Origin of the sequence: Leptothoe sp. LEGE 181152 (assembly GCF_032906605.1) — a bacterium.
Lineage (GTDB): Bacteria > Cyanobacteriota > Cyanobacteriia > Phormidesmidales > Phormidesmidaceae > Leptothoe > Leptothoe turfae.
The window spans coordinates 18,503-33,286 of record NZ_JASATU010000012.1 but is presented as its reverse complement, the minus strand read 5'-3'; the positions used below and the strand labels follow the sequence as shown (position 1 = coordinate 33,286).

9 protein-coding genes are annotated in these 14,784 nt (G+C 47.2%); 7 read left to right on the top strand and 2 right to left on the bottom strand.

Annotated elements, in window-relative coordinates; all coding sequences use genetic code 11:
- Nucleotides 1–141: 141 nt before the first annotated feature.
- From QGP82_RS06650 to QGP82_RS06640, 3 genes are all read left to right on the top strand, one after another.
- A complete protein-coding gene (locus QGP82_RS06650) occupies nt 142–2,424 on the top strand; it encodes a caspase family protein (protein WP_499057939.1) in 2,283 nt (760 codons plus the stop codon).
- A gap of 221 nt (nt 2,425–2,645) precedes the next feature.
- Nucleotides 2,646–3,443, top strand: a complete 798-nt coding sequence (locus tag QGP82_RS06645; protein ID WP_499057937.1) for a hypothetical protein — start codon at nt 2,646–2,648, stop codon at nt 3,441–3,443.
- A 53-nt stretch (nt 3,444–3,496) separates the two neighbouring features.
- Nucleotides 3,497–4,237 (top strand): hypothetical protein, encoded by a 741-nt coding sequence (locus tag QGP82_RS06640; RefSeq protein WP_250565130.1) that lies wholly within the window; start codon nt 3,497–3,499, stop codon nt 4,235–4,237.
- Between the two features lie 79 nt (nt 4,238–4,316).
- Here QGP82_RS06640 and QGP82_RS06635 read toward each other — a convergent pair whose 3' ends face one another.
- Nucleotides 4,317–6,992, bottom strand: coding sequence for a CHAT domain-containing protein (locus QGP82_RS06635; protein WP_499057935.1), 2,676 nt, complete (start codon nt 6,990–6,992; stop codon nt 4,317–4,319).
- Nucleotides 6,993–7,307: 315 nt separating this feature from the next.
- On the opposite strand from QGP82_RS06635, the gene QGP82_RS06630 reads away from it, so the two are divergent.
- From QGP82_RS06630 to QGP82_RS06615, 4 genes are all read left to right on the top strand, one after another.
- Complete coding sequence (locus QGP82_RS06630) at nt 7,308–8,204, top strand: tetratricopeptide repeat protein (protein ID WP_499057932.1); 897 nt, start codon at nt 7,308–7,310, stop codon at nt 8,202–8,204.
- A gap of 328 nt (nt 8,205–8,532) precedes the next feature.
- Nucleotides 8,533–9,879 carry a hypothetical protein gene (locus QGP82_RS06625; protein WP_163669179.1) on the top strand — a complete coding sequence of 449 codons (1,347 nt, stop codon included), beginning with the start codon at nt 8,533–8,535 and terminating at the stop codon, nt 9,877–9,879.
- Nucleotides 9,880–9,984: 105 nt separating this feature from the next.
- Entirely contained in the window at nt 9,985–11,049 is a 1,065-nt protein-coding gene (locus tag QGP82_RS06620; protein ID WP_499057930.1) for a DUF1822 family protein, read from the top strand.
- 141 nt (nt 11,050–11,190) lie between these two features.
- Nucleotides 11,191–11,754, top strand: a complete 564-nt coding sequence (locus QGP82_RS06615) for a Uma2 family endonuclease (protein ID WP_499057927.1) — start codon at nt 11,191–11,193, stop codon at nt 11,752–11,754.
- A gap of 71 nt (nt 11,755–11,825) precedes the next feature.
- Here QGP82_RS06615 and QGP82_RS06610 read toward each other — a convergent pair whose 3' ends face one another.
- On the bottom strand, nt 11,826–14,741 hold the full coding sequence (locus tag QGP82_RS06610; protein WP_499057924.1) for a CHAT domain-containing protein: 2,916 nt from the start codon (nt 14,739–14,741) through the stop codon (nt 11,826–11,828).
- Nucleotides 14,742–14,784: the final 43 nt, after the last annotated feature.

The window sequence follows — 14,784 nt, the reverse complement described above, 5'->3', positions numbered from 1 at the left end:
TAGAATAATCTTCTTGTTTATAGCCAGAAAAAACAATTACATAATATGATGCACTTTCTGTCTATTTCTTAAAATATTTGAGTGAATAAGCGCAAAGGCACCAGAAATAGCGACGATGTATAAGACGTTAGAGCCCCTGTCATGCCTCAGTTTAAGCGCCGTCATTTTCTACAGCTTGCCGGATCTACCCTGGCATCCATTGGTCTTAGTCAAACACACTTTTTGCGACAGTGCGATCGCTACGGCAAAGCACTGGCTCAGGACACATCTCGCAAGCTGGCTCTGCTGGTAGGGATCAATAATTATCCCAGATCGGTAGGTCGTCTACGTGGATGCCTCACAGATGTCGAAATGCAGTACGAGTTACTGGTCCATCGCTTTGGCTTTCAACCCGACGACATAAAAATCATTAGCGACCCGATTGACGGCATCCTGAGCACTCGTGTCGCCGCACCACCCACGCGGGAAAATATACTAACTGCATTTGAAGAGCATCTGATCAACCAGGCCAACGAAGGCGATGTTGTTGTCTTTCATTACTCTGGCCATGGAGCGCTGGTCAAAGAAGAAAATGGAATTCCAGGCTTTAACAATCGCAATGGCACTATTGTTCCAATTGATGCACGCGCTGGTGTTTCTCACGATAATAAACAGGTCAATGACATTATGGGCAAAACTCTATTCTTGCTCACCTATGCCCTCAAGACCAACAATGTTAGCCTGATTTTAGATAGCTGTCATGCTGGGGGTGGCACCAGGGGCAATCTAGTCATTCGTTCAGTCACCGACCGATTGTTGAGTGGTGACATAGAACCCTCGGATACTGAACTGGCTTACCAAGAGAGGTGGCAAGGGCTCAATAATCTATCGTCACAAAAACTTCAAGAATTACGCCAGTCAGGCATTGCCAAAGGCATGGCCCTAGGATCAGCCCGCATTAACCAGCTAGCCGCCGATGCGCCCTTTGGAGATTTTAATGCAGGTGCGTTTAGCTATTTACTCACGCGCTATTTATGGCAGCAGGTGGGCGATCAATCGGTCGACAATGTATTTGTTAACCTATCCCGTAGTACCCAAGATGTGGCTAAAAGTGCAGGGCTAGAGCAAGAACCCATCTTTGAGGTTGCCCCCAACAGCAATTTTGAACAGCAGCCACCTTTATTTCTTAAGGCTCCTCACCCCGCAGCGGAGGCCGTTGTGCGACAAATCGACGGCAACAACATCACGTTTTGGCTAGGGGGTGTCTCTCCGCAGAGTATCGAAGCCTTTACCACAGGGGCCGTTTTTAATCTGATCGATACCGAGGGGAATCCGATCGGTGCGGTAACCCAAACAGGCCGGGCTGGCCTGGAAGGCTATGGGACTCTGGAAACAATGGGTCGCAGCGGACGCGATCGCGGCATCTTGATGAGAGAACAGGTGCGGGGGATTCCGGCAGATCTTTCCCTACGAGTGGGCATAGATATTAGCCTGGCGGAGGACGCTGCTGTTGCTAGAGAAACGCTGGCTGCCGTTAACCGCATCACGGTGGTTGATGTTGACCAAACTCAACCCATTGACTATCTACTGGGTAGATTGACAGATAGTATCAAAACTAGAGCCGCCACTGAGGGCATCACCATGGTCTCGCCTGTCGGTAGTATCGGCTTATTTACAGAAGGGTTAACGCCCGTTCCTGAATCCTTTGGCCGGGTCGATGAGTCGGTTGTCAACGCTGTTGCTCGTTTACGACCTCGTATGAAGATGCTGCTGGCAGGGCGGATTCTCAAGTCGATTGCTAATGGAGAGACCTCGGATGTCAATGTAGAAGTGGACGTTACCCCAGTCGCGACTGGGGGTACTTTGCTCAGTCGGGGCAGCCGCGCCGCTCAAGAAGCAGGCTTGATTGCCCAGACCGTCGACACAGGCATCCAAAAAGTTGAGGTGGGAACTCGCATAGAGATTGCTGTCACCAATAATGAGTCTAGAAATCTCTATATTAGTATTCTCATTATCGATAGCAAAGGTCAGCTCGTTGTGCTACATCCTGTGGATTGGAATGCAGCGGAAACCGCGACGCTGGTGCAACCCGGTCAGCGACTCATTGCCCCCAGTCCAGGCAGCAATTTCGAGTTTGAAGTGGGTGGACCGGCTGGCCATTTTGAGCTGTTGGTCCTGGCCAGTACCGACCAGTTGCGGGATGCGCTGAGGGGCCTTAGAGAAATTGCCCGTGGACGAGGTATCCGCTCCGGTAATCCACTTGTTTTTGGCGAAGGTCAAACCCGTGGTTCTAACGAAGGGGATGATGCTCCCGTAGAGATTTTGGATAGTTTATTGGGTGACTTAAACCGTAATGCACGCAGCACCGTACTTGTACGCGGTCGCCAGAGTTCTGATACCCAGCGACTAGCAGCATTTTCTGCGGTTTTTGAAGTGGTGGAATAGCGTTGATAGGATACTGTTGCCACAAGATGTAAGAAAACGTTGATCCGTGATATCCAGCAATCGTAAAAGTTATCTAGTACATTGCCTTTAAGTAAGCTTTACTGTTTATCCAACCAGGATAAATTTTTAACACATGAAGTGCTATTTCTCAGTGTAAATATACAAGCAGCAGATACGTTTGATGATACAAACATCATTCAGGATGTCCCTACTAGCTCGCCATGTCTCATATGACCTCAAAAGCAAAAGCCACTGTATTATTTTCCTTGTCGTTGACAGGTTTGTTAATGTCGAGCCTACCGGTTCTAGGGCAATCTAGACCTGACCCCCGAGGTCGAGAGGATTCTAATGTGGACATGCCGCTATTGGACGGAGCACAGTGTACCCATACTAGTTCACGCTCACAGTATGATCGGCTACGCACGGGCTCGTCTATTGTGTCAGTCAACCGACGCCCCTATGAGTCACAGTTTTACATGTCGATTCGTGCTACCTACAGGGCTGCGATTACTTGTTTGACTGATTCACGCATATTTCCCTTACTATCGTTACAGATGGGGGTGCCTGACGATGATGTCGCTAAGGAGACATTAGCTACAGTCAATGTTTATCAAAGTGGTAATGTTGTCTATTCCTATGACAATATTATTCCAGGTAGTTTGATTAATACTCCGTTGTCCCTAGGCAATGGTGAAGACTTTGCTATCGAAATTGTGTGTCATCGGGCAGGCTCTAGCGGCCAGAACAGCAGCTGTAATCTTCACTTTCTAGAAGCCAAGCTGTATGGTGCTACAAATAATACCATCCATAGTAGTCCCTCCACAGGCAGCCCAGCCCCAGGAGGATACGTCATCAACACGGGCGAGCCTCAAACAAATCCCACAGCCTCAGACAGCAATCGTCCTGAAGGACATACTCCCCCCAATAACCCCAGCAGCGTGATTGATCAAACCAATGATGTGCTCAATGGAGTTGAAGATGCTGTAGATACGGTAAACGATATTTTTGATCTCTTCTAAACGTCGTTGTCTCCCTTGGCGTCAACCTATTGTCCTAAGTGCCAGCCATCTCTATGAGCTTCAACCGACGCAAATTTATTGTAACCAGTACCCTGGGAAGTCTTTCCTTTGCCAAGACTTCCAGTTTCTTTTTTCCTAAACCGGCCAATGCTTATTCTCTTAACTATCGGCTAAGTCAAGATGGTCGGGCTGATGCTGTGTTTAGAACCTTTCGTGAGGTTAATATTGCCCAAGGAGAAACGGCCAACCTCCCCCCAGAGACCAATTCGGTTGTTGCAGAGGTTGTACAATCTGTTCAGCAAGAGTTTACGAATCGCAGCTATACAGATAGCGCAACTCCTTTCTCTAAACGTTTAGGTAACGTGGATAACCCGCTTTGGGGTAGACAGCGCAATGAACGTCTAGGGCCTAATCCTGGCTTTGGCACAATCCAAGTTGTGAATAATTTTGTGAGCCCCATTGCCTTTACGGGATCCACGACGGCTGGAGTTGATCGCGGTATGCAGGTGCTGGGCGGCGACGAACATTTAGATGCGCTGGAGTTAGATGGTGCCCTAGTACCCACTCGTAATCGGTTTGAAGACTGGGGCACCTGGGACGGTGATGTAGATCCGAATACTGGTGAATATTTAGGACCTAGTAGTATTACCAGCTATGAAACTCGGTTTGGCTCAGTTACGCGTTTATATACAGTCAAAGAGCCGGGGCCTGGTGGGTTTGCCGAAATTCTCTTTATTATCGATGGTGGCCGTCGGGTAAAAGCGAATTTAAATATACGAGTGGATTTTTCCTAGAGGAGAAGTGCGCATAGACACTTGCCATTAACTAATCATCCACTCATCGACCCATCTACTCATCTGCCCTAGATACTGCTTAAAGACCGTTACCAATCAAAATAAAGGGAGCCCAGTAGTAGGGATGGTCTGGGCTAGCCTGTAATCTGATGGGGTTACCAGTAACGGTATCCAGTATATTAATAGCGGCTCTCGGTTCTCCTGTGATGCTAGACAGATCATTGTTAATAAGTGCTAGCTGAGCCTTTTGTAGGGCTTCGGTTTTTGAGTAGCCTGCATTAATGGCAAGATAAAAGGCATTCATCAATGTCTGGGTGCCGCCATCGTCTACTTGCCAAAGAGAGGCAACTACAGCACGTGCTCCCTGTCGTTGAAACTGATAGCCTAACCCCAGCACCTGCTCACCGTTATTGTCAAACCCACCCAGACCCGTCTCACAGGCACTCAGCACCACTAAATCAACCCTGGTCAGTCTCCAGGTTTCAATATCTCGAATAGTGGGACGATCGCCGTTGCCAAACAAAATAAATGACTCCCCTGCATCTTTGGGTACAAGTGAGGCGTGAGTCGCAAAATGCAGAATATTGAAGGTATTTAGCCTGGACCGCAGTGACGCCAGACTAAAGTCATTGTCAATGTAGGTTTGAATATTGGATAGGGTACGAGCAAGAATGGACACTTCTATGCCAGCAAAGGGTAAGCCCGAAAATTTAAGGGTCTGGTTTCCGACATTGACGGTGTGGGTCACTGTTTCATCTGCAAAGGCCGCTGCCAGGATACGAGGCGCGGTTAATGGCTGTGTATTGAGATTTTGTAGGGATGTGGCTGTAATGTTGTTGATTTGAAAGCGCTCTGCTAGCCATTGGCCATCGCTAGCATTCGCTGAATCATAGAGTGCTGCCAGGGGAACATAGCGCAAGGGGCCGTCTGGTGCGTAAAGAATCGTTTGTGCATTTGCCCTGGATAAGTCTTCTTCCAAAGGTTCAATCAGCCAACGATACAGTTGATATGCAGACCCTTTGGCATCTTGTGTGGGTTGTTGTAGAACAGATCGAAATGTTGCGATCGCACTATTGAGCTCAGCCCGGCTGACATGCTTCACTGTTCGCCGTAATGGTGGAGCATTTGCAGTGGTAATAATCAACTCAATGCGGTCCTCTAGGACCAGTGGATAGATCAAAACAGCATTAAGCTGTTCTAGATTATCTCCAAGGCTGCTAATTTCTTGAATCGAGAAGCTGCTTTCGTCTGTAGCCATTTGCTGTAGACTTCCTTGTATATCATCACTGCGCGTGAATTCATTGAACTGAAGGAATAGCTGATCCTGGACCTCAAGCAGTTGATCAAGTCGCGGTTGCTCCGCTGGGGTTAATGTCCCTTGAATGGTTGCTTCCTCTAATTGGCTAATCTCCTGACCAATTTCAATGGCGGATGTTTGCAACCGCTCATATTGATCTAAAATCTCTTGCTCAGCTTGATAAAATTCAATGCCACTGGCCGTACGGGCATTGCCTCGCACATTGTTAAAATAGTCTTGCACCTCTTGCACCTTCAGCAAATCCAAGATGCGTTGAGCTTCAAGCACTCGATTTTGTTGTAAAAGTAGGTCCGCTAACTGCCGGTAGGTATCGGCAACCGTATCGACATAGGAGGTTTGCAGGTCCACTGCCAGCGACTGATTATCGGCGCGGATCGCTTCGTATTGATTAATGGCTTGTTTCAGAAAGAGAATTGCGACACTGGGTTGTTGATTAGCCCGGTAGAGTAAACCAAGATTACTGAGGATCGTCCCCTGGGCTGGACGGAGATTGAGTTGGGTTGCGATCGCAAGACTACGCTGATAATAAAGTAATGCTGTGTCGTAATCTCCCATCAACTGATAAAGTTCGCCCAAATTATTGAGGACCCTGAGTTTGCCAACAGCAAACCTAGATGTTTGAGATAATTCAAGGCTTTGCTGATAATACTCCAGGGCTTGCGAATAGTTTTCCTGTAAAGCGTAAACAATCCCTATGTTGCCCAGGGTCGTGGCTTCACCCTGTGGGTCGCCAAGCTGGCGTTTTAAGCTCAAGCTTTGTGCAAAGGCCTGCAAGGCACTGTCGTAATTCTTCAGATAGCGGTGCACCTGACCAATATTGTTTAACACTCGCGCTTCATTTACCGGGTCATCCGCATCACGTACCAGCAACAGACTCTGTTCATAGGCATCAAGGGCAGCCCCATAGTCACCGAGTTTTTTATAAACTATCCCTAAATTTCCCAACGCCCTAAACTCTCGGATGGGGTTATCAATACGTCGGGCAAGCTCCAAACTTTGTCGGTGAAACTGTAACGCCAGACTATACTGACTCAGCAGATCATAAACCACACCCATGTGGGTCAATGCCGCTGTCTCTCCATCCGGATTATTTAGTTCTCGGTTGACACTGAGGCCTTGTTCAAAGTAGCGCAGAGCTTCAGAGTAATTATTTTGTTTACGATAGGCGAGCCCAATATTAATCAATAACTTAGATGCACTCCCCTGGTTATCCATGGCTTGATACAGCCCTAAAGCCTGCTTCCAGTCATCGATAGCCGCTTGCCATTGCTCTGCTTGAAACGACGCAACACCACGATCCCGTAAACGGTTAGCCTCAGCTGTCACCTCAACCGAGGCTGGTGACTGATGGCTATCGGCAAAGATTACTTGCGAAGGCAAACGGTTCAGCGATGTCAAGAACGTTAAGGCAATCAATGCCAATGCATGGGTGACCATAACTACAGCAATTATATTTTCTTAAACTATACGCTCAGAAGAAGGTCCAAAAAGGTTAACCAGGCTGCTGTCATACTACCTGGAGTGAAGAACTGGGCTGCATTGATGCCGACGGGAGAAGCTCAATAGGTTCTCTACAAAATTTCAGCTTTCCGTTTCTCCATGTGCCACATAAACCATGAATAAGTGCACACCGCCAAGAAACACCCAGTTTAGCAAGCATTAATGGCGAATCAGCCTCAAAAACACTCACGTTTCAAGAGTTGAGCCCCATTGAGGATCAACAATACTAATCATTTATTCGGAGTCATCACCATGAAACTTTTATCTGCCATTGGTTTAGGTACTGTTCTTCCCATCTTGTTGTCTACTACAGCACTGGCAGCCATCGAACCTCACATTGACATCTATCCCCAAGAGACAATCCAGCTATCTCAGGGACAGTCCTACAGTGATTTAATCGACACAGGGCTAGAACAACTAAAATCGCGTAGCTACGAAGCCGCACTGACCTCATTTGAGACAGCAATTGCGATGGAACCTAATCAATTTCAAGGTTGGTTGGGTAAGGGAGAAGCCCTCTACGGTCTGCGACGTTATGCAGAGGCAGGCATAGCCTATCGGCAGGTAACGGCACTCAACCCTAATTTAACCTACGCATGGGTCTGGTTGGGCAATGCGCTGGATGAAACAGATCGCCTGCAAGAGGCGCTAGCCGCTTATCAGCAGGCGCTTACGATAGATCCAAACTATGCGTGGGCGTATTACCATCGGGGCATTGCGTTGAATAACGCTGAGCAATATGGGGATGCGCTGGCGGACTTTCAACGGGCCACTGAACTCAAACCAGACCTGACCGGGGCATGGTTATGGGTAGGTCGTTTATTGCTCAAGCTAGAGCGACCAGGTGAGGCATTGACAGCCCTGGATCGGGCAGTGGCATTGGCAGCAAATAATGCCCGCATCTGGTTCTATCGGGGAAATAGCTTGGCCGGGCTCAAGCGGTATGAAGAGGCGATTGCTTCTTATGATCAGGCGATTGCCCTCAATCCACAGGCGGAGGGCCCCTGGTATAACAAGGCGCTGGCCCTGGCAGATTTAGGATGTTACGGACAAGCCGTTGAGGCGATGGATCAGGTACTGGTGATTAATCCGCAAAATACCCGGGCGCAGGAGTTACGAAATCAGTGGAGAGAATTGGCACAGCAATAGTTGGGGATTAAAACATTGAAGCCAGTCTTTTGGGACGTGTTGTTGAACAGTGCTTCCCTTTATCCAGAATCTCACTGACACCTGATGCCCTGCCTCGCCGAGTTCCGGCTTAAAGTTCCAGCTGCAGTTAATATCCCAGCTGAGTGAATAAGTCTGCTTAACCCAGCGATACCCAACGGCGACAGGTTAACGAACCCCACCTATGAGAACGATGCTCTATCTCTATAATGCCTCGAAATCGAAATTTTGCAGGTAATCCTCAGATTTCTCTGACCATGGCCAAAATCAATCTAGACTAACCCCAGGGCACTGTCCGTATCCAAGCACTATGGAACCTCCCTTTCGCTATTGGCAAATAACAACCCTCACCGCCGCAGGGCAGCTGGAACACCGAGACTGTCCCCAAGCTCAGCAATGGTTCAAAGCTCGCTTTGAAGATGAAATCGCGGCTGAGGAGCTATCAGATCGCATTTGTCAGGATACGCTATGGCGCATTTGCCAGGCGCATCCTAATGAAGCGTCCATGGCGCAGCTATGTCTGCGCTGCTGGTTATCTCACCAAATTGTTTACATCTGCATCCAGCTAGCCCGTAGTTTTGGTGCAACCTATGGCTTTCAAGCAGCTGACCTGTGGCCGTTGGTGTTAGATGACGATGGTAAAGTGCCCGCCACATACCAATCGTTTACGATGAAGATCTTGGCCAGCTATGATCCAGACCGGGGGGCCCTTAGTACCTGGGCCAGTCGCCTCACCAAAAATCACCGTGAATTAAATAACTTTTTGCTTAGTCAGGGACTGTACCGAGCCACCCCCTGGGCGATTCTGAATGATACAAAGGCGACCCAATTGCCTCGGTTTTTACCGCATCTGAGTCCATCAGAGTTAGACATCGCTGCCCAGTTGCTAGGAGCTTACCATCGGGTGTATCGGAGGGACCGCATTACCCAGAGAACTAGCCGTGGGCAACGATGTAGCGCTCCTACCGATGAACAGTTGCAGCGGATAGATCTTAGCCAACCGCCAAATGTCGTTCTATCACAGCTTCATGACCTGGCAGAACAGCTACGCCAGTCCCGTGTTGCTGCACGGGGAGGCAGCCTACCTAGCCAATCTCTTGATGCCAATGAATACACCGAACCAGCGGTCCCAGTCTCTGATGATTTTCAGGAGATCCAAGATGAATTTGCCAAGAACTATCGTCAAGATTTTCTCAATACTCTAGGCGAGGCCATTAAAGTAACGGTGACGGCCTACACGGTCCATTACCAAAAGCGTAGACCCCCCCAGGGCAGAGTATATCGTCAAGCATTGGAGCTGTTTCACTGCGAGGGACGGCCCATGGGAGAGATTGCCAAAACACTGGGGTTAAACAGTCAGGTTAAGGTCACACGGCTACTGAATCTTAAAAAATTTCGCACTGAAGTCTGTATTTATTGGCTTAACCAACTTAAGGAACGTGTACAAAAAAACGCCCTAAAACATCTTTCGCCTGATCAGTTAGATAACATTGCTGACAAGCTAGAGCAAATCCTAAACGAAGAGGCGGATGCGGTGATGGCAGAAGCGGCCTCGGAAGCACAGATACCGAAAAATCGCACAGCCAATAGTGTATTTGCCCGACAACTCTGCGCAGTTGTTGACACACTACCACTGCCCCCTGATTTGCCTTCCTAAGATTTACACATTCCTACCATTGCAGCCCGATGATAAGCCATGAGTATTCAACCTTCAAACCCAGCCCCTTTCAAAGGTTTTCACCCTGTAGCAACAGAAACGATTATGCTAACTAATACGTCTACTCAATGGGCTCAGCGTGTTTGTCGTGATATTGCAGATGCAGATGAACAATGGCATAGCTTTTTAAGGGCCCTCGCCATTACAGGCTTTGAACAATGGCTAAATCAAGGGAATAGTGGGCTACCAATTAGCTATTCACAGACTGTCGCGCCGGGTACAGATGCGACTATTCAGGTGGGAGATTTTCGGCTATATATTTTACCCATGGGCACGCTTAAGGATGATCAGGTGGTGATTCCAGCCAGTGCCTTGAGTGAGAAGCACACAGCCCATTTGTATGTGTTAGTAGAGGTGCACGAAGAAGTGGCGCAGGTGCGCGTGAGGACAGCGTTACTGTCTCATCAGCTAGAGGCTTATGTTGAGCGACAGTGCGAGGCTGAGGAGTATGGGGTGCCGGTAAGCGAGTTTACAGTGCCTCCTGAAAAACTGTTGTGGTATCTCAGCTGTTTAAAGCCAGAGGCTATTATCAAACCTGACACGGTCACATCTAGCGTAAAAGAGAAAATTACTACTCAGCTGCATGAGACTGTGACTACGGTTATCAATACGGGGAAATGGCTACAGGGGCAGTTAGATACTGTGGCCGAGCAGCTAGCGTGGCAGTTTATCCCGTCCTTAGAATGTGGCTATGAGCTCAGGGACTTTAGAGATGCTGAAGATCCTCTAGGTAAAATATCAGACATTCTTAGGGAGTTGCAGGACCGAAGTGTGGGTGTGCCCACTGACGCAGTTGGAGCTTGTCAGTCTGTCAGAGTGGGTAATGTCATTTGTTACTTTTATACGTTCATCTGGGAACTGGCAGAAACAAATGAATGGAGTAGTCTATTTGTGTTATTTGGTGCAGATGCCAATGAGCCATTACCCATTGGCACAGAGCTTCAGGTAAGCGATCAAACATCGGTCATGTCTACTAGTAAGGTGCAGCCGGGGGCGATGACTACGTTTTTATATATCCAGGCAATTGGTAATTTAGATGAGCTGTTTACTGTGGATATTAGTTCATCGGATGGTGAAACATTAACGCTACCTCCGTTTGGTTTTGTTTGAAGGCCTAGAAGCAGGCTCAGCTAACGGAGAGGTAATTTCACTTAAGTGCGATCGCACTCCCGATACCCACAATTTACCGTTTAAGTAAGTACTTTAGTATCATGGGGCTAGAACCATCGGCTCCCTAGCCTAGCGCCTGCCATGACTCAATCTATTAATCGAGTTCGTTGGACTACCGAAGACTTAAAGCGATTACCTGATAGTAGCAACCGCTATGAAATAATTGATGGACGCTTGCTAACGACCCGTGCGCCTCACTGGAAACATCAAAAGGTCATTAGCAATGTAGTCAGGGTCCTCAACACTTGGTCGGATACTAGTAAGCTCGGTGAAGCTGTACCCACACCCGGTGTCATTTTTGAGGATGCAGATAATGTAATTCCAGATGTTGTATGGATTAGCTATGAGCGTCTATCGGTAGGGTTAGATGATGAAGGTCATTTGACCATTGCACCAGAACTTATGGTTGAAGTGTTATCAGCTGGCAAACAAAATCAAGAGCGAGATCGAGAAACCAAGGTGAAGCTCTACAGTGAACGCGGTGTTCAAGAGTATTGGATTTTAGATTGGCGCGCTCAGCAGTTGGAAGTGTATCGCCGAGAAGATGGTTTGTTGAAACTCATGAATACACTATTTTCGCAAGATAGTTTGAAATCGCCTATTTTGCCAGGCTTTACCTGTCAGGTTGAAGTCTTTTTTGGATAGCAGATTGTCTATGTTTGAAGTCGTCTGTTTAGGCGGCACCAAACTGTTGCGGCTCCACATCCACGCACTAGCTACAAACCGTTGCCGATCAAAATAAACGGTGCCCAGTAGTAGGGATGATCTGAACTTGCCTTCAGACTAATCGGTTCCCCTGTGTCGAAATCGACAATATTAATTGCCGCTCTGGATTCTCCTGAAATTACCGAGAGATCATCTTTTATCAGGGCCAACTGTGCCCGTCGCAGAGCTTCGGCTTTGGGTAATCCTTCACTGAGGGCCAGGTAAAAGGCATTCATCAGGGCCTGGGTGCCGCCATCGTCTACGCGCCATAGCGATGCCATCGCTGCTTTTGCCTGAGCTCGCTGAATCTGGTAGCCCAGCCCCAATACCTCGATCCCACTGTCTAAATCCTGTCCGCCCAGTCCTGTCTCACAGGCACTCAGTACCACCAGATCGACATCTTCTAAATCCCAACTGCTAATATCGCGCAGGGTGGCAATATCACCATCGCCAAATAACAGAAATGAATCATCGGGGCTGGTGGAGATAAAGGCACCGTGGGTGGCCAGGTGAATAATATTGTAGCCAACTAATTCAATGCGGCGTTCGGTGTCGGTTTTGCTAAAGTCAGCATCGAGGAGAACATCGGTGTTGGGTATTTGGGCTGCCAGGTTGTTGACCTCGGTGCGGGTAAAGGGGAGGTTGCTAAAGGTGTATTGCTCACCACCAACGGTGGGGCTAAAACTACAGTCGGCACAGGCAGCAGCCAGAATAGTGTGCTCAGTCTGGGGTGGGGTGTCAAAGTCACTAATGGACTCGGTGGTAATGTGGGTGACTGAGAATCGTTCGGCAAGCCACTGGTTGCCATCGTGCAGGGCGACGAGGGGAATATAGCGCAGGGCACCATCTGGAGAATAGACAATGGTTTGGGTGCTGGTGCCATTATCGAGTAGGGCCAGGTCTTTTTCGATATCTTTAATTAGCCAGTTGTAGAGTTTTTGCGCAGCTGCTTTTGCCTGTTGGGTAGAGCCATGGGGGCTACGGAGCAGGGTGCGGTAATTGAGGATAGCTTCATTGACGTCCTTAGCACTGACTTCCACCGGGCGACGGATGGGTGGGGCATCTGGGGGGACCAGGATGAGTTCTAGGCGGTCTTCAAAAATTAGCGGATAGAGTAGGACTGCATTGGGCAGGTTGGCAATGTTGTTTTGGAGAGTGCGGAGGCTGGCCAGTTCAATATTTTGGCCTTCTGTTGAGGTGCGTAGCAGGGCTATGGCGGCTTTAACGGCTGGATATTCTAGAAACTCAGTGAAGTTATCTAACAATTCGCCTTCACGGGCGCTAAGTTGATCATATAGCTCTAGTTCCTCGGACGTGAGTGAGTCATAGCCCTCAGTATCTGCTTTGGCTTTGAGTCGAGCTAAGTCCTCTTTGGCGAGAAGAACCTCTTTATAAAGGGTAAGGATCTCTTCTTCTGGTTGCCAATAGTCAAAATTTCTAGGGGCATCATCATGACTACGTACATCCTGAAAATAGTCTTCTAGCTCTTGTGTTCGCAAAAGATCAAGCACAGCTTGGGCTTCTAGCACTCGATTCTCTTGAAGGAGTAAATCAGCCAGCTCACGATAAGTTGCTGATACTGTCTCTTTGTATGAGTCTTGTAACCCATGATCTAAAACACTGAGATCACCATGAATACTCTCGTAAACAGTCACAGCCTTTTTTAGAAAAGTAATTCCCAGTTCAACTTGATTTTGTTCTTTAAATAAGCTTCCAATACTCCCTAATGTGCTTCCTTGTCCAGCAAGGTCACTAATATCCTGAGCAATCAAAAGTGACTCGTTGTAAAGTTCTAATGCTTTGTCATATTCACCTTGACGTGAATAAACAGCAGCAATATTGTGTAGTGTTTCCGAAATACCCCAAGGATTTTTTATCTCTCGGCGGATTTTCAGTGATTTTTGATAAGAACTAAGCGCTTTGGAATCGTCTCCTTGTCTAGAATAAATCAACCCAAGACTGTTGAGTAAAGTAGCTTCACCACGTCGATCATCGATATTTTGACTAATTTCCAGAGCCCTTGAGTAAATCAGCCGTGCATTCTCGTATTGACCTTGACGTGAATACATAAATCCAATATTAGTGAGAGCCTCCCTCATACCTCGAAAATTCGAGACTGACTCTTGAATTTCAAGAGCTTCCATGGAAATATCAACTCCTCTTTTATACTGGCCTAACACGGCGAAAATCAATCCAATATTGTTAAGAGATTCTCCGATGCCATAAGAATCAAATATTTCCCTACGTATCGCTAATGATTGCTGATGAAAGTCGATGGCTCTGGAGTATAAAGATTGTTCGAAATAAACAGTACCAATATTGTTTAGGACAGCAGCTCTCCCTTGAAGATCATTAAGTTTTTTTCGAATTTCTAGTGACTGATTGTAAAACTCTAGTGCTTGAGAATAATCACTTAATCCATGATATGCACTTCCAATATTATTTAGAGATATGCCAATATTATGAAGCTCACCAATCTCTTGATCGATTACTAAAGCCTTCTTGAAAAATTCTAGAGAGTTTGTATAGTCACCTAGTCGATTAAAAATGAAACCTATAGAATTTAGTGTATTACGTTGACCATGCCGGTTATCAACCTCCTGAAGAATCGCCAATGCCTGTATGTGAACGTCCAAAGCATATTCATACTTATACTGATATTCATAAACGGTAGCAATATTGCTCAATAAAACCCCGACTCCTTGAAGATTATTAATTTTCCTATAGAGCGCTAAAGAACTAAGCAGTTTTTCCAGTGCTTCTGAGTATTTCTCTTGATTGATGAGTGCAATACCGATCCGATTTAATTGCTCAGCTTCATCTGTTATAGAAGTAACGGCATCGTCTTGTTTTACCGAAATTGACTTAACCCTGTACTCAACAGTTGGATTTTTCTGTACTGCTTCACTACTATCTATCATCAACATTGTGAAAAAAACAGATAATCCTATTTGCAGTGTTAAGGTTTTC